Origin of the sequence: Streptomyces ipomoeae 91-03 (assembly GCF_000317595.1) — a bacterium.
GTDB lineage: Bacteria > Actinomycetota > Actinomycetes > Streptomycetales > Streptomycetaceae > Streptomyces > Streptomyces ipomoeae.
The window spans coordinates 22079-46575 of the sequence record NZ_AEJC01000466.1; the positions used below are offsets into that span (position 1 = coordinate 22079).

At 72.4% G+C, this 24497-nt stretch carries 20 protein-coding genes; 11 read left to right on the forward strand and 9 right to left on the reverse strand.

Annotation, left to right across the window (positions count from 1 at the left end; translation table 11 throughout):
- Positions 1–33: 33 nt before the first annotated feature.
- From STRIP9103_RS30375 to STRIP9103_RS30385, 3 genes are all read right to left on the reverse strand, one after another.
- Entirely contained in the window at positions 34–471 is a 438-nt protein-coding gene (locus tag STRIP9103_RS30375; RefSeq protein WP_009326810.1) for a hypothetical protein, read from the reverse strand.
- A gap of 141 nt (positions 472–612) precedes the next feature.
- The gene (locus STRIP9103_RS30380; RefSeq protein WP_009326817.1) at positions 613–1335 is read right to left on the reverse strand and encodes an ABC-2 transporter permease; all 723 of its coding nucleotides are present in this window, start codon (positions 1333–1335) and stop codon (positions 613–615) included.
- Between the two features lie 2 nt (positions 1336–1337).
- The gene (locus tag STRIP9103_RS30385) at positions 1338–2303 is read right to left on the reverse strand and encodes an ABC transporter ATP-binding protein (RefSeq protein WP_009326813.1); all 966 of its coding nucleotides are present in this window, start codon (positions 2301–2303) and stop codon (positions 1338–1340) included.
- A 108-nt stretch (positions 2304–2411) separates the two neighbouring features.
- On the opposite strand from STRIP9103_RS30385, the gene STRIP9103_RS30390 reads away from it, so the two are divergent.
- The 3 genes from STRIP9103_RS30390 to STRIP9103_RS30400 all read left to right on the forward strand — a co-directional run bounded on the left by STRIP9103_RS30390 (position 2412) and on the right by STRIP9103_RS30400 (position 5666).
- Entirely contained in the window at positions 2412–3569 is a 1158-nt protein-coding gene (locus STRIP9103_RS30390) for a sensor histidine kinase (RefSeq protein WP_009326823.1), read from the forward strand.
- Positions 3570–3690: 121 nt separating this feature from the next.
- Positions 3691–4356, forward strand: coding sequence for a response regulator transcription factor (locus STRIP9103_RS30395; RefSeq protein WP_009326824.1), 666 nt, complete (start codon positions 3691–3693; stop codon positions 4354–4356).
- A gap of 155 nt (positions 4357–4511) precedes the next feature.
- A complete protein-coding gene (locus tag STRIP9103_RS30400) occupies positions 4512–5666 on the forward strand; it encodes an ROK family transcriptional regulator (RefSeq protein ID WP_009326830.1) in 1155 nt (384 codons plus the stop codon).
- Positions 5667–5874: 208 nt separating this feature from the next.
- Here STRIP9103_RS30400 and STRIP9103_RS30405 read toward each other — a convergent pair whose 3' ends face one another.
- Complete coding sequence (locus STRIP9103_RS30405) at positions 5875–6636, reverse strand: GntR family transcriptional regulator (RefSeq protein ID WP_009326811.1); 762 nt, start codon at positions 6634–6636, stop codon at positions 5875–5877.
- 217 nt (positions 6637–6853) lie between these two features.
- Complete coding sequence (locus tag STRIP9103_RS30410; RefSeq protein ID WP_048821278.1) at positions 6854–7741, reverse strand: RNA polymerase sigma-70 factor; 888 nt, start codon at positions 7739–7741, stop codon at positions 6854–6856.
- A gap of 173 nt (positions 7742–7914) precedes the next feature.
- On the opposite strand from STRIP9103_RS30410, the gene STRIP9103_RS30415 reads away from it, so the two are divergent.
- From STRIP9103_RS30415 to STRIP9103_RS30435, 5 genes are all read left to right on the forward strand, one after another.
- Positions 7915–8745: an alpha/beta fold hydrolase gene (locus STRIP9103_RS30415; RefSeq protein ID WP_009326803.1), complete on the forward strand. Its 831-nt coding sequence runs from the start codon at positions 7915–7917 to the stop codon at positions 8743–8745.
- Positions 8746–8922: 177 nt separating this feature from the next.
- A complete protein-coding gene (locus STRIP9103_RS30420) occupies positions 8923–10512 on the forward strand; it encodes an alkaline phosphatase D family protein (RefSeq protein WP_009326816.1) in 1590 nt (529 codons plus the stop codon).
- Between the two features lie 187 nt (positions 10513–10699).
- Positions 10700–12160 (forward strand): SWIM zinc finger family protein, encoded by a 1461-nt coding sequence (locus STRIP9103_RS30425; protein ID WP_078614103.1) that lies wholly within the window; start codon positions 10700–10702, stop codon positions 12158–12160.
- A complete protein-coding gene (locus STRIP9103_RS30430) occupies positions 12157–14835 on the forward strand; it encodes a DUF6493 family protein (RefSeq protein ID WP_009326801.1) in 2679 nt (892 codons plus the stop codon). Before STRIP9103_RS30425 ends, STRIP9103_RS30430 begins: the two co-directional genes overlap by 4 nt.
- Positions 14836–14983: 148 nt before the next feature.
- Positions 14984–16321 carry a GNAT family N-acetyltransferase gene (locus STRIP9103_RS30435; protein WP_009326825.1) on the forward strand — a complete coding sequence of 446 codons (1338 nt, stop codon included), beginning with the start codon at positions 14984–14986 and terminating at the stop codon, positions 16319–16321.
- 10 nt (positions 16322–16331) lie between these two features.
- Here the strand turns inward: STRIP9103_RS30435 and STRIP9103_RS30440 are convergent, their stop codons facing one another.
- The gene (locus STRIP9103_RS30440) at positions 16332–17618 is read right to left on the reverse strand and encodes a trans-sulfuration enzyme family protein (RefSeq protein ID WP_078614104.1); all 1287 of its coding nucleotides are present in this window, start codon (positions 17616–17618) and stop codon (positions 16332–16334) included.
- A 60-nt stretch (positions 17619–17678) separates the two neighbouring features.
- Between STRIP9103_RS30440 and STRIP9103_RS30445 the strand changes: the two genes are divergently transcribed.
- Both STRIP9103_RS30445 and STRIP9103_RS30450 read left to right on the forward strand, forming a co-directional pair.
- The gene (locus tag STRIP9103_RS30445; RefSeq protein WP_009326809.1) at positions 17679–18170 is read left to right on the forward strand and encodes an Lrp/AsnC family transcriptional regulator; all 492 of its coding nucleotides are present in this window, start codon (positions 17679–17681) and stop codon (positions 18168–18170) included.
- Positions 18171–18562: 392 nt separating this feature from the next.
- Entirely contained in the window at positions 18563–20254 is a 1692-nt protein-coding gene (locus STRIP9103_RS30450; protein WP_009326806.1) for a DUF885 domain-containing protein, read from the forward strand.
- A gap of 56 nt (positions 20255–20310) precedes the next feature.
- On the opposite strand, the gene STRIP9103_RS30455 is transcribed toward STRIP9103_RS30450, so the two are convergent.
- On the reverse strand, positions 20311–20847 hold the full coding sequence (locus tag STRIP9103_RS30455) for an immunity 21 family protein (protein ID WP_048821280.1): 537 nt from the start codon (positions 20845–20847) through the stop codon (positions 20311–20313).
- A 122-nt stretch (positions 20848–20969) separates the two neighbouring features.
- Positions 20970–21446: a rhodanese-like domain-containing protein gene (locus STRIP9103_RS30460; RefSeq protein ID WP_048821282.1), complete on the reverse strand. Its 477-nt coding sequence runs from the start codon at positions 21444–21446 to the stop codon at positions 20970–20972.
- A gap of 124 nt (positions 21447–21570) precedes the next feature.
- Between STRIP9103_RS30460 and STRIP9103_RS30465 the strand changes: the two genes are divergently transcribed.
- On the forward strand, positions 21571–22035 hold the full coding sequence (locus tag STRIP9103_RS30465; RefSeq protein WP_009326818.1) for an Lrp/AsnC family transcriptional regulator: 465 nt from the start codon (positions 21571–21573) through the stop codon (positions 22033–22035).
- A gap of 34 nt (positions 22036–22069) precedes the next feature.
- Here the strand turns inward: STRIP9103_RS30465 and STRIP9103_RS30470 are convergent.
- Positions 22070–24497, reverse strand: a 2428-nt coding sequence (locus tag STRIP9103_RS30470) for an SbcC/MukB-like Walker B domain-containing protein (RefSeq protein WP_009326820.1), incomplete at its 5' end; no start/stop codon positions are given.

The window sequence follows — 24497 nt, forward strand, 5'->3', positions numbered from 1 at the left end:
TCGCCGAGGGTGTGCCGGTGGAGGTCAGCGCTGTCAGGGTGGGGCGATCTCCGTTATCAGGGCGACGAGTTGGAACGGGAGTTCCTTGTCCCACTGGGAGACGCCGAGGGCTGTCCAGCGGCCGTCGGCCTGCCAGAGGTGGACGTCCGGGACGTGCGAGCTGAGGGGCCCCCAGGGCTCGGGTATGTCCTCACCCTCCAGGTACCGACTGGACACGCTCCACAGGCTGAACACGTCCGGGGCTCCCCAGCGCTCGGTCAGCCGCTTCGACAGGGCGTCCCTTTCCGCCTCGTACTGCTCCTCGGTCTCCTCCCGGCGTGTGCCGTCGTCGTCCCAGAAGTCGGCGCTCGTCCGTAACTCGGCGACGTGATAACCGGGCCCGGCCGTGCCGACGTCGGACCGGCCGGGCTCCGCCGGGAAGTCCTCGGAGCACAGCCGGTCGATGACGGCGAGGTGCTGCGCGATGCTCATGCGTCCAGTAAAGCGGGCGCCTCTGACAATTGGCGGTGCGGCAGCGGCCCGCCGGGGTGGGTGAGGTCCACAGCGTGCGGTTCGTAGGGGGAGGTTGACGGGCGCGGAGCCGTCGTCGTCCTCGGCGAGCCGGGATCTTGGTCAGGCGTCCCGGCGTCGTACGCTCCACGCGCCCGCCGCGAGTGCGACCGCCGTCCAGATCGCGGTCACCGCCAGTCCGGTCCAGGAGCCCAGCGCGCTGTCGGACGTCTCGTGGAGGATCACCTGGCCCGCCTTGTCGGGCAGGAAGTCGGCGACGCCGCCGGTGGCTCCCCCGACGACGAAGGAGACGATGAGCAGGAACGGGACGAGGACGCTGAGAGTGGCCACGCCGCTGCGCAGGACGGCGGTCAGGCCGGCCGCGAACAGAGCCATCAGAGCGAGGTAGACACCGCAACCGACGGCGCCGCGCAGACCCTCGGCCGTCGAGATCCCGCTCGCCTTGTCACCCAGGACCGCCTTGCCGACGACGAGGCTCACGAACCCCGTGACCAGGCCGATGGCGAGGGCCGGTACGCCGATCGCGACCGTCTTGGCCGTGAACCACCGGCCCCGATGGGGTACGGCGGCCAGCGAGAGTCCGAGGGCGCCGCCGTGGAACTCCGACGAGAGGGCCGTCGTCCCGAAGGCGATCGCCGCGACCTGGCCGAAGTTGACGCCGAAGAAGGCGGCGTACAGCGGGTCGAAGTCGGTGCCGTCGGAGTCGAGTCCGGCGAGTGCGGAGAAGCATGCGGTGGCGAGGACCATCGCGAGGAGGGCCCAGGCCATCGACCGCAGGGTACGGATCTTGATCCACTCGGAGTGGAGGACGGGTGCGAACGCCATGGTCAGGCCTCCTGGGGCTGGGCGGGGATGGCGGATGCGGAGGCGGTGAATTCGGCCTCCGCGGCCGTCAGATCGAGGTAGGCCTGCTCCAAGGTGCCCTCCTCGGCGGCGAGTTCGAGGACGGTCAGGCCCGCGCCGGAGGCGAGACGGCCGATGTCCTCCACGCGCGCGTCGTACACGATGGCGGTGGCGGAGGTGTCATGGCGTCCGTGCTCACGCTCGCCCAGGTCCGCCCGATGGCCGTGCCGGGCGAGGAGCTCGGCGAGCGCGTCGGGGTCGGTGGTGCGCACCCGTACGCGGGGCTGCACGCGCGCGTGGATGAACTCCCGCATGGGGGTGTCGGCGAGGAGACGGCCACGCCCGAGGACGATCAGGTGGTCGGCGAAGGAGGCCGTCTCGTTCATGAGGTGGCTGGAGACCAGGACGGTCCGGCCCTCGCGGGCGAGGCGGCGCAGCAACTCACGGATCCAGATGATCCCTTCGGGATCCAGGCCGTTGGAGGGCTCGTCCAGCAGGACGACGGGTGGGTCGCCGAGCAGGGCCGCCGCGATGCCCAGGCGTTGCCGCATCCCCAGGGAGTAGGTCTTCACCCTGCGCCGTGCGACCGTCGTCAGGCCCGTCTCCTCCAGGACCTCGTCGACGCGGGTGAGCCGGATGCGGTTGCTCACCGCGAGTGCGCGCAGATGGTCGTGGGCGGTACGTGATCCGTGCGCGGCCTGTGCGTCGAGGAGGGCGCCCACCTGGCGGAGGGGTTCGTCGAGGGCGGTGTAGGCACGGCCGCCGATGGTGGTGGTGCCGGAGGTCGGCCGGTCCAGGCCGAGGACGAGCCGCATGGTGGTGGACTTTCCGGCACCGTTGGGGCCGAGGAAGCCGGTGACGCGGCCGGGTTCCACGCGGAAGGTGAGATGGTCCACGGCGCGGGTGGTGCCGTACTCCTTGGTGAGGTCCTGTACGTCGATGCTGGTCATGGGCCCAGCCTGGCCGTCGGCGCGGTGCCGGGGCCTCCCCCGCGGGTGGAGAGACTCTCCCCCGCTCGGGGGAGGCCCGTTGTCAGTGGCGGCTGGCACGATGACCGAATGGCCCGCTTCCTGCGCCCGTTGACCCGGGGGACGACGTACACGCGCTTGCTGCACCTGTGGGTGCCGATGCTGGTCGTCAGCGTGTGGCTGTTCATCCTGCCCGCGTATCCGTGGGTGCCCGCGCTGTTCCTGATCCCGGTCGGGCTGATCCCGGCCGTGCGGCTGGGCGAGGGCGTGCAGGCGCGGTTGCTGTTGACGCCTGGCGAGGAGGAGGAATCGGGGATCTCCGTGGCCCCGTCGGCCACCTGGCGGGACCGGTTCCGCACGGTGGTGTGGCTGGAGATCCGGATGGGACTCGGGTGGCTGGCCATATTCAGTACGGCCTGGCTGCCGATCGCCGCCTACGACCTGGCCGCACTCGCGCTCGGGCGGCCGATGACGGAGAGCCTCTACCTGACCATCACCGAGCCGCACTGGGCGTACGCCTTCCTCGTACCGCTCCCGCTCGTCCTGATGTACGCCGCCGTGGTCGGCCTCGGCGAACTGATCACCGCCGTCGCCCGAAGGCTCCTGGGACCCTCGGCGGCCGAGCGGCTGGCCACCCTGGAGGAGCGCACCGAGCAACTGCTCGAACGCAACCGCATCGCCCGGGAGTTGCACGACTCCATAGGACACGCGCTGACCGTGGCGGTGGTGCAGGCGGGCGCGGCACGGGCGGCGGGCGACCCGGCGTTCACCGATCGGGCCCTGACCGCCATCGAGGACACCGGCCGGGCCGCCCTGGAGGACCTGGAGCGGGTGCTGGGTGTCCTCAGGGAGACCGGGCGGCCGGTGAACAGCCGGCCCACGCTGGTGGAGGCCGACCAGTTGCTGGAGTCCGCGCGCACCTCCGGCGCCACGGTCGACGCCGAGTTGTCCGGACCGCTGGAGTCCGTGCCCGGACCGGTGTCCCGCGAGGGTTACCGCATCCTGCAGGAGTCCCTCACCAACGTGCTCAGGCATGCCGGCGGGGTCCCGGTCCAAGTCCGTGTCGCGGTCGCGGACGGCAACCTGGACCTTGAGGTCCGCAACCCCCTGACGGCCGAGATACCCGGGCCCGGCCGGGGCAGCGGGCTGCGCGGCATCCGCGAGCGGGCGGCACTGCTGGGCGGCCGGGCGGAGACGGGCCCGGACCGGGGCGAGTGGCAGGTACGCGTCGAACTGCCGTTGGGCTGAGCCTTGTTCGGCCTGAGCTCTGATCCACACTGAGTTCGGCCTGAGCCCTGATCCACACTGAGTTCGGCCCGAGCTCTGATCCACGCCGAGTTCGGCCCGAGCTCTGATCTACGCTGGCCGGATGCCGCCGATCACCGTTCTGCTTGTCGACGACGAACCCCTCGTACGTGCCGGTCTGCGGGTCGTGTTGGAGGCGCAGCCGGACATCGAGGTCGTCGGGGAGGCGGCGGACGGGGCGGCGGTGATCCCGTTGGTGCGGCAACTGCGGCCGAGTGTCGTCGCCATGGACGTACGGATGCCGCTGCTGGACGGGATCGAGGCGACGCGGGCGGTGCTGCGGACCGTGCCCGAGCCGCCGAAGATCCTCGTGGTGACGACGTTCGAGAACGACGAGTACGTGTACGAGGCGCTGCGCGCGGGTGCCGACGGGTTCCTGCTGAAGCGGGCCCGGCCGGCCGAGATCGTGCACGCGGTGCGGCTGGTCGCCGAGGGCGAGTCACTGCTGTTCCCGGCCTCGATACGGCAGTTGGCCGCCGAGTACGGCGACGGGGGCGGCAACCGGGCGGCGCGTGCGGCCATGGAGCGGGCCGCGCTGACCGAACGCGAGGCGGAGGTGCTGCGGCTCATGGCCCGGGGGCTGTCGAACGCGGAGATCGCCGCCCGGCTGATCGTCGGCTCGGAGACGGTGAAGTCGCACGTCAGCGCCGTACTGGCGAAGCTCGGGGCGCGGGACCGTACGCAGGCGGTGATCGCGGCGTACGAGTCGGGCTTCGTGGCACCCGGCTGAGACGGGGCGGGCACGCTCTCGGCGACGCGGCCCGCCGAGGCCGCGGGTGATCGCGGTGGCGAAATCGTCGCAGGTCGGGTGAGACGGGCACTCGCCGGGGCTCGCCCTGACGAGTACCATCCGGCCAACACGCGCGCGAGCTGGGAGGACGGACGTTGGGGCTGACCGGTGGGGATCCCTCTCTGCTCCGAAGAATCAACTCGGCGGTGGTCCTGCACGCGCTGCGGGCCACGGAACATGCGACGCTCACCGAGATCACGAGGGTTACCGGGCTGTCCCGGCCCACGGTCGAGGGTGTCGTCGACGGGTTGGTCGCGGCCGGGCTGGTGGTCGAACAGGCCGCCGAGGAGGGTGCCGCCCGGCGGCAGGGGCGTCCCGCGCGGCGGTACCGGTTCCGGGCGGAGGCGGGCCATCTGCTGGGCGTGGACGTGGGCTCGCACCGGGTGAGCGCGCTCCTCGCTGACCTCGACGGACGGGTGCTGGGCTCGCTGTCCAAAGACGTCTCCGAGACGGCGACGGCGGACGAACGGCTGGAGCGGCTGCGCTCGACCGTGGCGGAGCTGCTGCGCAGGTCAGGTGTCTCCCGTGGTTCGCTGCGCGCCGTCGGCGTGGGGAGCCCCGGCATCGTCGAGGCCGACGGCACCGTACGGCTGGGCACGGCCCTGCCGGAGTGGACCGGCCTGAACCTGGGCGAGCGGCTGAACCGGTCCTTCAAGTGTCCGGTGCTGGTCGAGAACGACGCCAACGCCGCCGCGGTCGCCGAGCACTGGAAGGGCGCGGCCACCGAGTCGGACGACGTGGTGTTCGTGCTGGCGGGACTGAGCCCGGGCGCCGGTTCCCTGATCGGTGGACGGCTGCACCGGGGGTACGGCGGCGCGGCCGGGGAGATCGGCGCGCTGCATCTGCTGGGCCGGGAGGCCACTCCGGAGGCGCTGCTGTCGACCACGGACGAGCCTCTGCATCCGCTCGACGAGCAGGCGGTCGCGGAGGTCTTCAAGCACGCGCGCGAGGGCGACGAACGGGCACGTGCTGCCGTCGGCCGTTTCATACAGCGACTCGTCCATGACGTGGCGGCGCTCGTCCTCGCACTCGACCCCGAACTCGTGGTCGTCGGCGGCTGGGCGGCCGGCATCGACGACGTACTCGAACCGTTGCGGCAGGAGCTGGCCCGCTACTGTCTGCGCCCGCCCCGGGTGGCCCTCTCCCGGCTGGGTGAGGCGGCCGTCGCGATGGGCGCGCTGCGGCTGGCCCTCGACCACGTAGAGGAGCAACTGTTCGCGGTGGAGGGCACGGTCACGGCACGCCGCTGAGCCCGCGCGCCCGCGTGGGCCGACAGCGCTTCCCCTGCGGAGTCGGGGCCGTACCGGCACGCCGGTCGGCGCCGGAGCCCCGTCAAGACGCCGCGCCCCGGATGACCGGGGCGCGGCGGGTGCGGCTCAGGTGTCACCGACTACGGCCGGTGTGGTGTTGCCGCCGACGTGGTCGTTGCGGCCGGTACGGCCGGCGTGATCGGCGGCTTCAGGACGCGCGGCGTTCCGGACCGTGGTCGATCTCGACTCCGCCCGAGTCACCGAAGGTCAGGCGGCATGTGTCAGCGCGATACGTGGCCAGGGAGACGGCCGCGGTGCGGCCCTGGGCGAAGAAGCGGGTCGTGACGACCAGGACGGGCGCGCCGGGCAGCCGGTCGAGTTCCTTGGCGTCGTCCGCGCGGGCCGAGCCCAACTCCACCGAGCGGTCCTGGCCCTCCAGCTCCAGACGCTGCAGTTCCCGCAGCACGGCACGCGCGCGTGCCGCACCGGAGGGCGCGTCTATGGCGGAGAGGGCGGGCACCGAGGCGGACGGGATGTAGAGCAGTTCGGCGGCGACGGGCTGGCCGTGGGACATACGGGACCGGCGTACGACGTGCACCTGCTCGCCGTGCAGGCTCTCCAGCATGTCGGCGACCGCGGTGGGCGGGGCCGCCTCCGTGCAGTCCACGGCCTGCCAGGCGTCACCGATGGTGCCCGGCCAGGCGTGCTGCTCGCCGCCGACCGCGACCCCCACGCGCGGCGGGGCCACCGTGGTGCCGACGCCGCGCCGGCGCTGCAGCCTGCCCTCCAGTTCGAGCTGCTCCAGCGCCTGGCGGAGGGTCGCCCGGGCGACGCCGAAACGCGCCGCCAGGTCGCGTTCGTTGGGCAGGATCTCCCCCACCGAGAACTCCGAGTCCAATGCCTCGGTGAGCACGGTCTTCAGGTGCCAGTACTTAGGTTCCGGCACCGATTCCAGCTGCTGGGTCCCCACCCTGTCCTCCGCTGCTTCGCCGTGGCCCGGCGGCGTTTTTAGCGCCCTTGTTTATTAAAGGTTGTTGCACTTTCTTGCGACCATAGGCCTGCCCCCACTCTTGGTCAAGACCAATCCACCAACCCTCGGGCAACCGAGAGCCCGGGCGCGGCACGGCGTTCACCGGGGCATCACCGGAGGGTCCGGCGGCCTCCTGGGACCGCCGGGGCACGGCCTCCTACTCGTCCACCGGCAGGGCGAGCAGCTTCTCGGGGTTGCGCATGATGTAGACGCACTGGACGCGGCCGTCGGCGATGTCGATCTGGAACACGCTGTCGGGCTTGCCGGCGGACAGGATGACCACCGCGATGGCGCCGTTGATCTCCATGAAGCGGAACGAGACGTCCGGGAGGCCCTTGTCGGCGATGCCGTGCAGGAACCGTCCCACCTTGTCGGCGGTTTCGAGGACGCGCACCGGGGCCTTGCCCACACCGCCGCCGTCGCCCACCAGCCGGGCGTCGGGGGCCAGCAGCGACATGAGCCCTTCGAGATCGCCGCCGGCCGCGGCGGCGAGGAACCGCTCGGTCAGCTCGCGGCGTTCGGCCGGGTCGACCTCGTAGCGGGGCCGCCGCTCGTCGACGTGTTTACGGGCCCGCCCGGCGAGTTGACGAACCGCCGGCTCCGCGCGGTCCAGCATGGCGGCGATCTCGGCGTACGGGTATCCGAAGGCCTCCCGGAGCACGAACACGGCGCGTTCCAGGGGCGAGAGGGACTCCAGGACGACGAGGACGGCGAGCGAGACGGTGTCGGCGAGCACGGCGCGTTCGGCGGCGTCCGGGACGGTGTTCTCGTAGTCGGTGATGTACGGCTCCGGCAGCCACGGGCCGGGGTAGGCCTCGTTGCGCGACTGCACCTGACGCAGCCGGTCGATGGCGAGCCTGGTGGTGACCCGGACCAGATACCCGCGCGGTTCCCGCACGTCGGACCGGTCGGCGCCGGACCAGCGCAGCCAGGCCTCCTGCACCACGTCCTCGGCGTCGGCGACCCGCCCGAGCATGCGGTAGGCCACTCCCATGAGGAGGGGGCGGTGCTGTTCGAAGACGTCGGTCGCGATGTCAGTGGTCACGGTCCCATCCCATCCGACGAGTTCGACGGTGTCCAGCCGACGCGGACGGCACGGACGGCGCGCCGGCGCCGGCTTGTTACTCCCGAGGACTACCCGCCAGTAGCGGTTGCTGACAAGCTGTCTACGAATGCCGTACGTCAGCGCGCCCACCCTCACAGACGAGGAGCTGCACCATGTCCACCACGGTCTCCTTCAAGGTTCCCTCCCCGGTCGGCCCGCGGACCGTGACGGTCTCCTACGCGCGCGAGGGCACCGGCGAACCGCTGCTCCTGCTCCACGGCATCGGCCACCACCGGCAGGCCTGGGACCCGGTCACCCATCTCCTGGCGGCCGAGCGCGAGGTCGTCACCGTGGACCTGCCCGGTTTCGGCGAGTCCCCCGGGTTGCCCGCCGGGCTCCCGTACGACCTGCCGACGACGTCCGCCGTGTTCGGCGCGTTCTGTGAGGCGCTGGGACTGGACCGTCCCCATGTGGCGGGCAACTCCCTCGGTGGGCTGCTCGCCCTTGAGTTGGGTCGCGAGAAGCTCGTGCGGTCCGTCACCGCTCTGTCCCCGGCCGGGTTCTGGAACGAGGCCGAGCGGCGCTACGCCTTCGGCGTCCTGCTCACCATGCGGCACATCTCGCGGCGGCTGCCGCTGCCGCTGGTCGAGCAGCTGTCCCGGTCGGCGGCCGGGCGCACGGTGCTGACGAGCACCATCTACGCCCGGCCGGGTCGCCGTTCGCCCGAGGCGGTGGTCGCCGAGACGCTCGCGCTCGCTCGGGCCACCGGGTTCGACGAGACCCTCCGGGCGGGGGGCGGCATCCAGTTCACCGATGACCTTCCCGGGGTGCCGGTCACCGTGGCCTGGGGGACGCGGGACTGGCTGCTCGTTCGACGCCAGGGGGTTCGGGCCAAGCGGATCATTCCTGGGGCGCGGTTGGTTCGGCTGCCGGGGTGTGGGCACTGTCCGATGAATGACGACCCTGCGTTGGTCGCCCGCGTCATCCTGGATGGGAGTCGCTGAGCTGCGGCGGGGTTCTCGCCCCCGCGGTGTCTACGCTGCGTTCGTCCGTGCGGGTTGTGGTGGGGTGGTCAGCAGGTGCCGACGGTCAGTTGTTCACTTGTGGTTTCCGTGTGCGCTGCGGCGCACCAGTAGTTGTGGCTGTGCACATTGGCTTGATCCGTCACCGGAGGCGCATTCATGTCACACCGTCCGCAGAGTTTCCCGCCCGGCCGTCGCAGCGTGCTGCGCGGCTCGCTCGCCGCGTCGGCGGCGCTGGCTCTGCCCGCCGTGTCCGGCGTCGCTCCGGCGCTCGCCCTGTCGGGGCGCCCGAAGGCCGGCTGGGGGGTGCAGACCGGGGACGTGACGGCGCACTCCGGGCTGGTATGGGTCCGTTCGGACCGTCCGGCGCGCATGATCGTCGAGACGTCCGCCACCGAGTCCTTCCGCGATCCGCGCAGATTCCACGGCCCGCTGCTCGGCTCCGGAACCGACTTCACCGGTACGACGCGGCTGCGCGGTCTGCCGGCGGGTGAGCAGATCCACTACCGGGTGCTGCTCGCCGACCCGGACGACCCGCGCCGCACCGGCGAGCCGGTCACGGGCACGTTCCGTACGACCTCGGTGAAGCGGCGTGACGGGGTGCGCTTCGTGTGGTCGGGCGACCTGGCCGGGCAGGGCTGGGGCATCAACCCCGATCGTGGCGGCTACCGCATCTTCGACGCGATGGGCGCGCTGGACCCGGACTTCTTCCTGTTCAGCGGCGACACCATCTACGCGGATGGGCCGATCGCGGCGACCGCGACGCTCCCCGACGGCTCGACCTGGCGGAACGTCACCACCGAGGAGAAGTCGAAGGTCGCCGAGACGCTCGCCGAGTTCCGCGGCAACTTCCGCTACAACCTGCTCGACGAGAACCTCAAACGGTTCAACGCGCGCGTGCCGTCGATCGTGCAGTGGGACGACCACGAGGTCACGAACAACTGGTACCCGGGCGAGATCCTCACCGACACCCGGTACACCGAGAAGAGCGTCGACGCGCTGGCGGCGCGGGCGCGGCGGGCGTTCAGCGAGTACTTCCCGATCTCCACGCTGCGGCCGGGCTCCCGGGAGGGCCGCGTCCACCGGGTGCTGCGCCACGGCCCGCTGCTGGACGTGTTCGTCCTCGACATGCGGACGTACCGCAACGCCAACTCGCCCGACACACAGACCACCGACCCGCAGGGCATCCTCGGCGCCGAGCAGCTGGAGTGGCTGAAGCGGGAGCTGTCCCGGTCGCGCGCGGTGTGGAAGGTCATCGCCTCCGACATGCCGCTCGGCCTGGTCGTGCCGGACACCGGGGACGGCAAGCCGAACATCGAGGCCGTGGCCCAGGGCGATCCGGGTGCGCCGCTGGGGCGGGAGCTCCAGATCGCCGAGCTGCTGCGATTCGTCAAGCACCGGAAGATCACGGGCACGGTGTGGCTGACCGCCGACGTCCACTACACCTCGGCCCAGCACTACCAGCCGTCCCGAGCCGCCTTCACCGACTTCGAGCCCTTCTGGGAGTTCGTCTCCGGCCCGCTCAACGCCGGTGCCTTCCCGGTGAACACCCTCGACAACACCTTCGGCCCCGAGCGGGTCTTCGTGAAGGCACCGACCACCGCCAACGTGTCGCCGGCGGGCGGCTACCAGTTCTTCGGCGAGGTCGACATCGACGGCGACAGCGGAGAGCTGACGGTACGACTGCGCGAGCAGGACGGCACCGTGCTGTACACGAAGGTGCTCCAGCCGGGGCTGGTCGGACAGTGACCGGCATGGCGTAGGCGAGCGATCGGCACGACGCAGGCAGGCAATCGGCACGGCACAGGCGGGCAATCGGCATGGCCGTGCCGGGAGCCGCGGCCGAGGCCGTGCCGGAGGCTTTGCCGGGAGGCCCCGCCGGGCACATTTCCGCAGGTCAGTGCCGATTGTCAGTGGTCGCTTCTACGGTTTTCCCATGACGCGATCTTTGCAGGCCGTGGCCTACACCCGACCCTCCGTGCTGGAGTCCGTGGCGGGCGGACACCGGCTGGGGCTGGAGACCTCGCGGGGTGCGACCCCGACGGGGGTCGAGGACCATCCCCGGTTCTTCACGGGCTTTTTGGCCTCGCCTCAGGTGGCCGCGGCCGGGCTGCTGGCGGTCGCCGACGTGGCGGCGGCGCGGTACTACCAACAGCAGCTGCGGGCCTCGCTGGATCCGGTGGTGACGGGGAACGGCGACCGGCTGCGGTTCGAGTCGTTCTCGGGCTGCGGCGGGGTCTACGCCCGCCTGGACGTCCTGGAGCCGGGGCTCGACGGCGGCGGGGTGGGGCACGGCACGACCAACGTGGACGTCAACAACCCGCTGCGAGAGGCCCTGTCCCGGGTCGGCTCCGACGATCCGCTCCATCTGCGCGTCGGCCCGGACGAGTTGGCGGTGACCACGCTGGACGGTCCGGTCGTGGAGAAGAAGGTGCCGCTGCCGGACCGCTGGCTGCGCGGTTTCGCCGAGGCGCAGGTGATCGCCGCCGGTTTCGACCTGCGGGCCGAGCTGCCCGCCGCCGAGGCCGTGCGGTTCCTGCGGTCGCTGCCGCGCGGGGGCTCGCGGGGGGCTTCGCGGGGCGCCCAGTGGGTCGTGCCCGCCGGACGCGGTCTGCGGCCGACGACGCGGCCGGTGCCGGGCGCGGTGTGTCTGCCGGGTCCGGAGCGGCTGGTCGCGCTGCAGCGGGTGCTGCGCCATGCGACGGCACTGCGCGTGTACGGCCCGCCGGCCGGCGGTACGGCGGCCCTGGCCAGCGCCTGGGAGGTGGTCCTGCCCGGTATGCGGCTCACGCTGACGCTGTCGCCGGAGGCCGCGCGGGGCTTCTCCGGTGAGGGCGGCGTGCTGGACGCCCTGGCCACCGACGAGGTCGCCGAGGACGCGGAGCTGATCGCCGTGCTGCTCGCCTGGGAGCCGCGCATCGACATCGGCGACCTCGCCGCCGCCTCAGGGCTGCCGACCGAGCGGGTACGGGCGGCCCTGACCCGGCTCGGCACGTCGGGCCGCGTCGGCTACGACACGGCGGAGGCGGCGTACTTCCACCGCGAACTCCCCTACGACGCCGACCGCGTCGAACGCCACAACCCCCGCCTCCGCTCGGCCCGCGCCCTGGTCGCCGCCGGCGCGGTGACCCTCGACGGCGGCCTCGGGACGGTGACCGCCGAGGACGGCCATGTGCACCGCGTTCGCGACCAGGCGGGCACACTGAGCTGCTCCTGTCTGTGGTGGGCCAAGTACCGAGGTGGCCGCGGCCCGTGCAAACACGCCCTTGCGGTGCGGATGGTGCGCCGGGGAGCGAAGGCGGAGTCGGACGGGACACCGATCAGCGGACGGCCGGACGCCATACGAGACGACGCGGAACTGGGCGGAGACGGATCGACGGGGGTGCGAGAGCGGTGACTTCTGAGGCGCTGATCACGGCGGTGCGGGCGGGGAACCCGAGTGACGTCCTCGCTCTGGTGGACGGTATGACGGATGCCGAACGGCGTGCGTGCATGCCCGAGTTGAAGGAGCTGCGCAAGAAGCTGCGGCCCGAGCCATGGAGTTCCCCCGCCCAGCGGGCGTATCCGGCCCTGCAAGCGGCCGGAGCCGCCTGCCAGACCGGAGCCGCCGCCGTGGCGACCTGGCTGACCGGCTCCGACATGCGCTGGCGGCACGCATCGCCGGCGGTGCTGCTCGTCGTGCTCGGCGACCGCGACCCCGACTGGCTCGCCGACCTGGTCCACCGCCTGGCGGAGCGTCCGCTCACCGCGGAGGTGCCGTACAAGCTGATGGCCGGCCTCGTCGGGCTCGCCGGGTGCGCGGTACCCACGTCCGAGGCCTATGTGTGGGGGTGGATGCAGCACATCAGCCGGTATCGCCGGAACAGGGGCACGGTCGTCGGGAATCTCCGCAAGGACCCTCACCTCAGGGAACTGGTCGCCGCGTTGTTCGAGACCGAGGAGATCGGCGCCCGCAGCGACTGGCGGTACGACGAAGGGCCGAACAACTGGACGAACGCCCTCACCCAGCTCACCCAGGAGGGCCTACTCGACCGCAAGGTCATGATCGACGCCTGTGTGGCCCGACTGCTGCGCGGCGGTTCCACGGCGGACAACAAGGTCTTCCTGGGCCTGTTGACCGCGCTCGACCTCACCCCGGACGAGCGGCGCGAGCGGGTCGCGGACTGGACGGCCCTGTGCGCGGACGCGCCCTCCACGGTGGCGTCGCACGCCCAGTCCGTGCTGACGGAGTTCGCGCTGAACGGGGAGTTGGGGGCACGTCGACTCGCCGAGGTGTCCGGTGCGGTGCTCTTCCGCCCCGAGCGGAAGCTCGTCCGGACGCAGCTCATCCTGCTGGGCAAGGCCCTCAAACAGGACCCGTCCGGCGCGGCCGAGCTGTTGCCCGTGGTCGCCCAGGCCTTCGGGCACGAGGACACGGATGTGCAGGAGCGCGCGCTCAAGCTGGTGGAGCGGCACATCGGCGAGCTGCCCGACGGGAGCGCCGTCCGGGACGAACTCGCCGACGCGGCAGCAGGGTTGAGCCCCGCACTGCGGGCGCGCGCACTGGAACTCCTCGGCGCCGCCGCCTTGGAGCACACCAACGAGGTGTACGAGGAACTGCTCCCGCCGGTTCCGCTGCCGACCCGGCTCGCCCCCACGCCGGAGACGGTCGCCGAACTGGCCGAGGAGGCCGGCGCCGTACTGGCCGGGGACAGCGCGGTCGGCGCGTTCGAGCGGGCGCTCGACGGGCTCGTAAGGCACGCGCACCGGGACCGGGAGGCGCTGGTGGAGGCGCTCGGGCCGACGGTCTCGCGCTGCTGGTGGGCGGATCTGGAGGCCGACTCCCTCGACCGGTACTTCCGTGAGTCGCCGTACGGCCTGGACATCGTCCTCGTGACCCTCCTGGAGCGGGTGTCCACCTCCGCGCTCCATCCGGCGCGCAACGGGGCCGCCGAGTCGGCCGGTTGTGTGCACAGCGGCGTGGCGTGGGCGTTCGACGCCCGCCTGTGGGAGATCGCGTACCGGATCAGGACCGAGCCGCTGCCGTTCCTGCTGGCCACGCCCACGTGGAGCACGGGGGCGCTGGAGGCGGCGGAGCTGGTCGCGCGGCTGGATGAGTACCGGCGGCTGGGCGTCCGGGCGGGTGAGAAGGACTTCGCACAGGCGCTGCTGCGCGTACGGCGCGACGACAGGGCCGCGCTCTCGGCCGCCGCGGTGGCCGCGCGGGAGCTGGGCACGGCGGAGGGCGACCGGCTGGCCGAGTGGCTGTTGACCGACATACCGCCCCTGCCCGTCCAGTGGAGTCACACGGACGAGCCGAGGATGCTGGTCGAGTTCGGTGAACTCCCGGAGCTGCAGGGCGAGTTGTTCCCGCCGGAGTTCCGTCGGCTGGGCCGCCCGCTGACGCCGTACGAGAGCCGCTGGTACTGCCGGCACTGGGACGACTCGGAGTGGCGGCACTGGCTGGCGGTGGTGCCGGGGCGGCCGGAGCTGCTGGCGGGGCGCATTCTGCGCGACTTGTCGCAGGCGGCCATCGAGGACACGCGGGCGGGGTTCTCGTTCCTTCCGACGCTCGCGGAGGCGGAGGGCGAGGCGGGTGAGGCCGTGCGGCTCTGTGTGACGTACGGCCTCGGGGCGCAGCGTCCTGAGGACCGGCTCGCCGCGGTGGACGCGCTGCTGGTGCTGGCGGCCCGCGGGCAGTTGGACGCGGAGGCGCTGGGCACCGATCTGGGGCGGCTGGCCGCGTTCGGGAGCCTGAAGCCGCTGCGGGTCGCCGAGGCGATACGTACGGCGGCGACGACCGGGGCGTACGGGACGGCCTGGGCGGTGCTGCGGGCGATGCTGCCGCGGCTGCTCGCCGAACTCGCGGGTGAGGACAAGGCGGGGAAGGCCAGGACGCCGATTCGTGGACTCGGGGAGCTGGTGGCCGTCGCCGCCGAATGCGTGGAACGGTCCGGGGCACACGGGGAACTGCCCCACCTCGATCTGGCGGCGGACCGGCGGGGCTCCTCGCGACTGGTGACCGAGGCCCGGCGGTTGCGCACGGCGCTGGCGGCGGGCGGCCCGGTGGGGCAGGCAGTGGGGGCCGGTTGACCTCAGTAGGGCACCGACCGCACCGATTCCGGCAGCGTCGATCACAGAAAAGCCACAAAAGGCATAGAACGATGCTTTTACCGGTCAGTCACAGAGCGTTCGTGATCACGCAACACCGTTCCTTCACAGTGGCCCTATGACTGAAGACATGTCTGATGTGACGGGGGCGCCGAACGGTCGCCCGGTGCGGAACTGGCGGCGGCGCGTGGCCGGGCTCGCGACGGCCGGCGTCCACACCTGGTGGACACGCCGCCACGGTCACGCACCGCCGAAGAGTGATACCGGCACCCGGTCGCCACTCCCGGAGGAGCGGCAGGCCGGGCCGTCCGGGGCGGACGCCGAGGAGATCGCCGGGGCGACCGCGCTGTGGCGGATGCGGACGACGGTGAAGGACGAGCCGGGCTCGCTGGCCGCGCTGTGCACGGCGCTGGCAGGCCACAGGGTCGACATCCTGAGCCTGCAGACCCACCCGCTGGCCGAGGGCACGGTGGACGAGTTCCTGCTGCGTGCCCCGGAGGAGTTGTCGGCCGCCGAGCTCAGCCGGACGGCGTCGCTGGCGGGCGGTACCGCGACCTGGATCGAGCGCGGTGACGCCCACGACCTGGTGGACGTGCCGACCCGGGTGCTCGGCCTGGCCACGCGTACCGCGCTGGACGCGGCGGAACTGCCGCTCGCGCTGCGGCAGTTGCTGGGCCGCTGCACCATCCGCTCGCTGCCCACCCCCACACTCCCGGCTTCGCCCGCGCAGGGCGGACACACGTCCACTGCCGGTCACGGTCGGGGGCAGGAGGGCGCCCCGGTCGAAGGGGCACTGGAGGACACGGTGATGCGGTTGCGCGCACCGGAGGGTGGGGTGATCACGGTGGAGCGGCCGTACCTGCCGTTCACGCCGACCGAGTTCGCGCGAGCGCGGGCCCTGGTGGAGCTGGACGCGCGGCTGGGCCCTCGGGTCCCGCACGGCAAGGACGTACTGACGCTGCCCGAGGGCAACGACATCACCGTGCGCCGCGCCGACGGCGGTGATCTGTCGGCGGCGAAGGCGATGCACGAGCGGTGCTCGCCGCGCACGCTGGGCATGCGGTACCACGGGCCCGTGGGCGACGCCGACCGTTACCTCAAGCACCTCCTCAGCCCCCGCTTCGGCCGCACCCTCGCCGCGCAGACGGCCTCCGGGCGCCTCGTCGGCCTCGGGCATCTGCTGTGGGACGGCGACGAGACGGAGATCGCGCTGCTCGTCGAGGACGAGTGGCAGCGGCGGGGCATCGGCAGCGAGTTGCTCCGCAGGCTGGTCGGGATGGCGATGGAGGCGGGCTGCGCGAATGTGTACGCCGTGACGCAGTCGTCCAACACGGGGATGGTGGCGGCGATGCGAGGGCTGGGGTTGCCGCTGGATTACCAGATCGAGGAGGGGACACTGGTGATCACCGCGCAGTTGGAGACCACGTCGGCGCAGCTCCGTGACGAGAGTCGGGTCGAAGCGTCGTAGGGGTGGCGGATCAGTGGGCGGCTGCGGGCTCGTCGTGGCCGGTCGCTCCTCCAAGTTCTCGACTTCGCTCGAACCCGGGGGAACCCCCATCGCGGCGGAGCCGCAGATCACCACAGCCTCCTGCGCCCCTTTCGGGGCGCGGCCCCAGCGCCGCGTCCAGGTCCGCCCACAGGTCCTCCACGTCCTCCAGGCCCACCGACAGCCGTAGCAGGCGGTCGCTCACGCCGGCCCCTCGGCGGTCCGTCTCGTCCACGATGCGGTGGCTGATGGAGGCGGGGTGCTGGATGAGGGTGTCGACGCTGCCGAGGCTGACGGCGGGGGTGATGAGACGGACGGCGGCGATGACGTCGTGCGGGTCACCGGCGGTCTCGAAGGCGATCATGGCGCCGCCGATGCGCGGGTAGTGGACGCGGGTGACGCGCGGGTCGGCGGTGAGGCGGCGGGCGAGTTCGGCGGCGGTAGCGGAGGCCGCGCGGACGCGTACGGGGAGGGTGGCGAGGCCGCGCAGCAGGAGGTAGCCGGCGAGCGGGTGGAGGACGCCGCCGGTGGCGAAGCGGATCTGGCGCAGCCGGCCGGCGAACTCCTCGTCGCAGGCCACGACCCCGGCCATGACGTCGCCATGGCCGCCGAGGTACTTGGTGGCGCTGTGCAGGACGAGCCGGGCGCCCTGCTCGACGGGGCGCTGCAGGACCGGCGTGGCGAAGGTGTTGTCCGCGAGGAGGGGGACCGAGCCACAGGCGTGGGCGAGGGCGCGCAGATCGAGTTCGGCGAGGGTGGGGTTGGCCGGGGACTCGACGAGGACCAGCCCGGTGTCGGGACGCAGCGCGTCGGCGACACCGGCCGGGTCGACCCAGGTGACCTCGGAGCCGAGCAGCCCGGCGGTGAGCAGATGGTCGCTGCAGCCGTACAGGGGTCGTACGGCGACGACATGGCGCAGGCCCGTCGAGGCGCGGGCGAGGAGGACGGCGCTGAGCGCGGCCATGCCGCTGGCGAAGGCGACGGCGCTCTCGGTGCCTTCGAGACGGGCGAGGGCGGTCTCGAAGCGGGCGACGGTCGGGTTGCCGAGCCGTCCGTAGATCGGCGGGCCCTCCGGCTCGGCGCCGTCGATGGCGAAGGCGTCGATGCGGGCGGCCTCGGCCCGGCTGTCGTACGACGGGTAGGTGGTCGACAGGTCGATCGGCGGGGCGTGCAGGCCCTGACGCGCGAGGTCGTCGCGGCCGGCGTGCACGGCCTCGGTGGCCAGTGCTCTCGGCGTGGTGCGTGCGTGGTCGTACGCGTGCGTGCTCGCTGAGTTCATGGGCGCCAGAGTGAACATCGGCCGGGGCTCGACGGTCGGACTCCGTGTTACGTTCGGGCAATGGCCGAGTCTGTCGTACTTGATCCGGTGGATCTCCACCTTCTGCGCCTGTTGCAGAACGATGCACGGGCGACCTACCGCGATCTCGCGGCCCAGGTCGGGGTGGCGCCGTCGACCTGTCTGGACCGGGTGACGCGGCTGCGCCGCTCCGGGGTGATCCTCGGTCATCGGCTGCGGCTCGATCCGGCCAAGCTCGGGCGTGGCCTGGAGGCGTTGCTGTCCGTGCAGGTCAGACCGCATCGGCGAGAGCTGGTGGGGCCGTTCGTGGAGCGGATCCGGGCGCTTCCGGAGTCCCGGACCGTCTTCCATCTCACCGGGCCGGACGACTATCTCGTGCATGTCGCGGTCGCGGACATGACGGATCTGCAGCGGCTGGTGCTCGACGAGTTCACGTCGCGGCGCGAAGTGGCACGAGTGGAGACCCGGTTGATCTTCCAGCAGTGGGACTGCGGCCCCCTGCTGCCGCCGGACGCCGACCGGGACACCACCTGACCACCGGATGCCACCGGGACCTGACCTCACCACCGGATGCCGACCGAAAGCCGACCCGCCCGCCGGCCGCCGACCGGAAGACAGCCCGCCCCCCGACGCCCGCCGGGACACGGCCCGCCCACCGGATGCCGACCGGAACACGGCCCGCCCACCGGATGCCGACCGGAACACGGCCCGCCCACCGGATGCCGACCGGAACACGGCCCGCCCACCGGATGCCGACCGGAAGACAGCCCGACCACCCAACGCCGACCGGAACACGGCCTGATCAGCGGCGCAGAGCCTGGGATGCTCGACCAGGCGTGCGCCCTGAGCGGAATCCGGTCGGCGTAAGGTTCAAGGCCCCGTTAAGCAGCTGACGGTGCCCCCGTCGTCATACCAAGATTGTCGGCATGTCTGACACGAAGAGCCCGCTGCCCCGTGAAGTCGCCGACGCCTATGTGGACGACCTCATCGCCCTCGACCCGCTGACCGGTACGTATCTCGGTGTGAGGGAGAGTTCGAGCAAGCTGCCGGACACCTCGCCCGCCGGGCTGGAGGCCAGGGCCGAGCTGATCCGGACGACGCTCGCCCGGCTGGACGAGGCGGAGCGGCAGCCAGGCGCGGACAGTGACATCGAGCGCCGTTGCGCGCGCCTGCTGCGCGAGCGCCTCACGGCGGAGCTGGCCGTGCACGAGGCCGACGAGGAACTGCGCGCGGTCGGCAACATGGTCACGCCCCCGCACGGGGTGCGCGAGATCTTCACCATCACCCCGGCGGAGACGGAGGAGGACTGGGCGGCGATCGCGGAGCGGCTGCGCGCGGTGCCGACGGCGTACGCCGGTTACCGCGCGTCGCTCGCGCTCGGTCTGGAGCGCAAGCTGTACGCGGCCCCGCGCCCGACCTCGACCTTCATCGGCCAGCTCACCGAGTGGGCGGACACGGACGGTTCGGGGCGCGGCTGGTTCGAGGACTTCGCGGCGGCGGGCCCCGAGTCGCTGCGCGCCGAACTGGACGAGGCCGCTCGGGGCGCGACCCGGGCCGTGGTGGAGCTGCGCGACTGGATGCGTGATGTGTACGCCCCGGCGATCGAGGGCGCGCCGAACACGGTCGGCCGGGAGCGCTACGCCCGCCTGGCCCGCTACTTCACCGGCGCGGACCTGGACCTCGACGAGGCGTACGCGTACGGCTGGGCCGAGTTCCACCGGCTGCTCGGTGAGATGAGGCAGGAGGCGGAGAAGATCCTGCCCGGCGCCGAGACGCCGTGGGTGGCGCTGGCGCACCTGGACGAGCACGGCCGGCACATCGAGGGCGTCGACGAGGTCCGGGAGTGGCTGCAGGGTCTGATGGACCGGGCGATCGAGGAGCTGGACGGCACGCACTTCGACCTCGCCGAGCCGGTGAAGAAGGTCGAGTCGTGCATCGCCCCGCCCGGTGGCGCGGCGGCCCCGTACTACTCGGCCCCGAGCGAGGACTTCTCCCGCCCGGGCCGCACCTGGCTGCCGACCATGGGGCAGACCCGCTTCCCGGTGTACGACCTGGTCTCCACCTGGTACCACGAGGGCGTCCCCGGCCATCACCTCCAGCTCGCCCAGTGGGTGTACGTCAAGGACAGCCTCTCCCGCTACCAGGCCACGATCGGCGGTGTCAGCGCCAACGCCGAGGGCTGGGCCCTGTACGCGGAGCGGCTGATGGACGAGCTGGGCTACCTCACCGACGCGGAGCAGCGGCTCGGTTATCTCGACGCGCAGATGATGCGCGCGGCCCGTGTCATCGTCGACATCGGCATGCACCTGGAACTGGAGATCCCGGCGGACTCCCCCTTCCACCCCGGTGAGCGCTGGACCCCCGAGCTGGCCGAGGAGTTCTTCGGGGCGCACAGCAGCCGTCCGGCGGACTTCGTCGAGAGCGAGCTGACCCGCTATCTGACCATCCCCGGCCAGGCCATCGGCTACAAGCTGGGCGAACGCGCCTGGCTCCTCGGCCGCGAGAAGGCCAGGCAGCGCCGCGGCGACGCCTTCGACGCCAAGGCCTGGCACATGGCCGCGCTGTCGCAGGGTTCGCTGGGACTGGACGACCTGGTGGACGAGCTGTCACAGCTGTGAGACGGCACGGCCGGGCCCACGCCACACCTGCGGCTGGGCCCGGCCGCCGCCCCACTTCAGCTCGCGAGGGGTCTCACCCGGACGAGGCCGAGCCCCGTCTCCGGTCCCGTCGAGACATACGCGGCGCGGACGCCGTAGCGGCCGGGCTCCAGATCGACCCGCACATGGTCCGTCAGCCGTGAGACATCCCCGGGCCGGGCGGCGTCGAAGAGAACGACCGGACCCGGCACCCGCCACTCCACCTCCGGCTCCCACGCCGCGGCATCGAGCGCCCTCGGCACTTCCGCGAGGACTCCGGCGGCGGATTCGACACCGGCGTCGGCCGTGTGTCGGCGTACGAAGGTGCCGTGCTCGGGGAGGTACGCGGTGGGGGTGGGGCCGTCACCGAGGACCAGGGCGCGGGTGTCCCCGACCGGCAGGAGCCCGGCGGGACCGTCGACGTGACAGGCCCGGTCGTAGTCGGAGGACGTCTCGTCGCCGTCGGCGCCGGCCCAGAACGGCAGTACCGCTTCCGGTATCGCTATGAGCGGTCCGCCGCTCGACTCCACCCACCGCACCACATCTGGAACCACCGGATCCGCGTAACGAGCCATGCCCAGAAATTACACGGCGGGCTTCCGGACCAACTCGTCGGGTCAGCAGACTTCTTGACGTGACGTCAGCAAGGGAGTGCGCCCGCCGGACCGCACGCATCACGAGAGCCCGGCACGAGGCGTCAGCAGCCGCAGTCCTCCGCGTCCACCGGCGCGGTCAGCGGATCGGCGGCGCGCTTCTCGCGGCCCTCCCAGGTCTCGTACTCGAAACCTTCGCGCGCCCAGTACTCGAAGCCGCCGAGCATCTCCTTGACCTGGAAGCCGAGTTCGGCGAGGGCGAGGGCGGCGCGGGTCGCGCCGTTGCAGCCCGGACCCCAGCAGTAGGTGACGACCGGCACGGACTTGTCGAGCAGTCGCTCCGCCTGTTCGGGGATGAGGGCGGTGGGCAGGTGGATCGCGCCCGGGATGTGCCCCTGGTCCCAGGACTCGGTCGAACGGGAGTCCAGGACGACGAAACCGGGGTCGCCGTCGGCGGCGAGGCCGGCGGCCACGTCGGACACATCGGTGTGGAAGACGAGGCTGGCCCGGAAGTACGCGGCGGCCTCGGCCGGGGCGGCGGGGGCGACGCGCAGTACGGGGTTCACGGTGGTGGCGGTCATGATCTGGATCCCTCCCTGACTGATCTCGACGACCAGAAATCTACGGTCGATGATCCCCTCCCAGAAGGGGCGTTCCATGGCGTGAACCTTGATTCGCCGGGGATTCCCCTGCTATTTCTCGATCATGACCGTGAATTCCCCGCAGGCCTCCTACACCCCGGACGCCACCGACTGGCGCATCCTCGACGTCCTCCAGCGCGAGGGCCGGGCCAGCTACGCCGAGTTGGCGCGGGCCGTGTCGATGTCGGCGAGCGCCGTGACCGAGCGGGTGCGGCGCCTGGAGGAGGCGGGTGTCATCCAGGGATACACGGCGGTCGTCGACCCCGAGCGGCTCGGTCTGCCGATCCTGGCGTTCGTGCGGCTCAGATACCCCAACGGCAACTACAAGCCGTTCCACGACCTGGTGGCCGTCACACCCGAGATCCTTGAGGCGCACCACGTCACCGGCGACGACTGCTTCGTGATCAAGGTCGCCGCCCGCTCGATGCGCCACCTGGAGGAGGTGTCCGGCAAGATCGGCACCCTGGGCTCGGTCACGACGAGCGTCGTCTACTCCTCACCGCTCCCCCGCCGCCCCCTCGGTCACTGATCCCGCGCCGCTCGGCCGTGGACGACTCGCCCGCTCACCGGCCCCGCTGCCGTACGGTCGACCCCGACCTCCCCTTCACCACCTCCAGCTGCGCGTGGATGCGCCGCCGCAGATCCGCGACATGGCTGACGATGCCGACGCTGCGGTCGCGTTCGCGGAGGGAGTCGAGGACGTCGAGGACCTCGTCGAGGGTCTGGTCGTCGAGGCTGCCGAAGCCCTCGTCGATGAAGAGGGTGTCGAGCCGTACGCCGCCCGCCTCGTCGGTGACGACGTCGGCGAGGCCGAGGGCGAGCGCGAGGGAGGCGAAGAAGGTCTCGCCACCGGAGAGCGTGGCCGTGTCCCGCTCGCGACCGGTCCACGCGTCGACGACATGCAGCCCGAGGCCGCTCCGGGCGCCCCTGCCGACCCGGTCGTCGGAGTGGACGAGGGTGTACCGGCCGGAGGACATGCGCTGGAGTCGTACGGTCGCGGCGGCGGCGACCTGTTCCAGGCGGGCGGCGAGGACGTAGGCCTCCAGGCGCATTCTGCGTTCGTTGTCGGCGGCGGTGCCGGCCGTGAGCCCTGCCATGCGGGCGACGCGGTCGTACTCCTCGCGCAGCGGTGCCAGCCGTCGCACGGAGGCCGTGGCCCGCGCGGACAGCCGGTCGAGTTCGGTACGGCGCCGCTCGGCCGCGTCCCACGCGGACACGGCGTCCTGGAGTTGTCGGGAGGCGGCCTCGGCGTCCCGCTCCGCGGTCGCGAGGTCGGCGGGCGGCTGCTGGGCGGCGGTGGCCGTGTCGGCCTCGGCGAGCACGGCCCGTACCGCGGCCTCCTCCGACTGCCAGGCGTCGAGGCGCCGTTGGAGATCCCGGTGGGCGTCGTCGTCGAGAAGCGCGGCGGCCGCAGCCTGCGGGGTGTCGAACCCGGCACGGAAGGCCGCGTCGGCGAGTCGGGCGTCGGCGTCCTTGAGGCGCTGCGCGGTGTCGTCGGCGGCCCGTGCGGCGTCGGCGGCCTCCGTGAGCAGCCCGGCCAGCCGCTCCAACTGCTCGGCACGGGCGGCCACGCTCTCGGCGTCGCCCCGGGCCTGCGCCAACTCCCCTTCCAGAGCGCCCCGTTCCCGCTCCAGCGCATCCCGCCGGGTGTTGCGGGACGCGGCGCGCACGACCGCCTCCTGCTGGGCCGCCATCCGCCGCTCGCGCTCCCGCTCGGCGCTCCGCAGCTCCTCCTGGGCGAGATGCAGACCGGAGGCGCCCCGCCGGGCCTCCGCGTACGCGCGCTCCAGCTCGGCCATCTCATCGGCGAGTCGATCGGTCGGTGTGTCACCGGCCTCGGCGCTCGCGGCGGCCAGCGCCTGCCGTACGACGCCGAGTCGCCGCTCGGCCTCCGTGCGCTCCTCGTCGGCCCGCTGGTACGCGGCGAGGGCCCGCTCCTCCGTCTCGCGGTCGACGTGACCGGCCACCTTCTGGGCCGGTGCGGGGTGTTCCGTGCCACCGCAGACGGCGCACGGCTCGCCGTCGACGAGCCCGGCGGCGAGTTCCGCGGCGATGCCCTTCAGGCGCTGTTCCTTGAGGTCCAGCCAGTGGTCGCGTGCTTCCACCGCGCGCTCGGCCAGCCGGAGCACACGCGCCTGGGCCTCCTCCGTGCCCCGACCGAGCTGATCGCGCCGGCGTGCGGCCCCGAGCCGTTTCTCGGCGGGCCCGCGTTGCACGGCCAGCTGTTCGGCGCGGGTGGCGGCCTCCTGGGCGGCCTCGATACGGGACTGCAGCGCGGCCCGGGTCGTCTCCCACTCGGCCAGCCAGCCCTCGGCGTCCTGGAGGACGTCTTCGTCGGACCGCTCCTCGTGGTCCAACTCGGCGCGTTCGGCGACCAGTTCGGTCAGCCGCCGCTCCGCGCGCCGGGCCGACTCCAGGCCGCCCAGTTCCTCGGCTGCCTTGCGTGCGGCGGTGGCGAGTCCGGCGGCACCGGCGTCGGCGTGGCTGTGCGGCAGTGCGGCACGCGCGCGTGCCTCGTCCGCGCTCGCCTCCCGGTGCTCGGTCTCGGCCTCGTCCCGCAGCTGCAGCGCCGGAGCCACGGCCTCCGCCTTACGGGCCCGCTCCATACGGGCCCGCTCCTCCTCGTGCGCCTCGGCCCGCTCCTCCAGCCGGGCGGCCCGCTCCCGCGCCTGGGCGAACCGCCGCTGGAGCCGCGCCGTTTCGCGTACGTCGTCGAGTACGCGCTCGGCGGCTGCCTGTGCCGACGCGGCGGTGGCACGGGCGCAGTGGGCGATGGTCAGCTGCTCGCGGGCGGTGCTGCGGGCGACGGCGGCCCAGCCGAGGACGGCTTCGGCCAGCCCCGGGTCGCCCGGTGTCAGCTCGGGCAGTTCCATGGCCGACGTGTCCCCCGCCGCCTGCTGCATACGGTGGACGTCGGCGAGCAGTTCCGCGTCGCCCTCGCGCACCTGGGCCTCGGCCGCCCGGCGCCGCTCGGCGAGACGCTTCTCGACC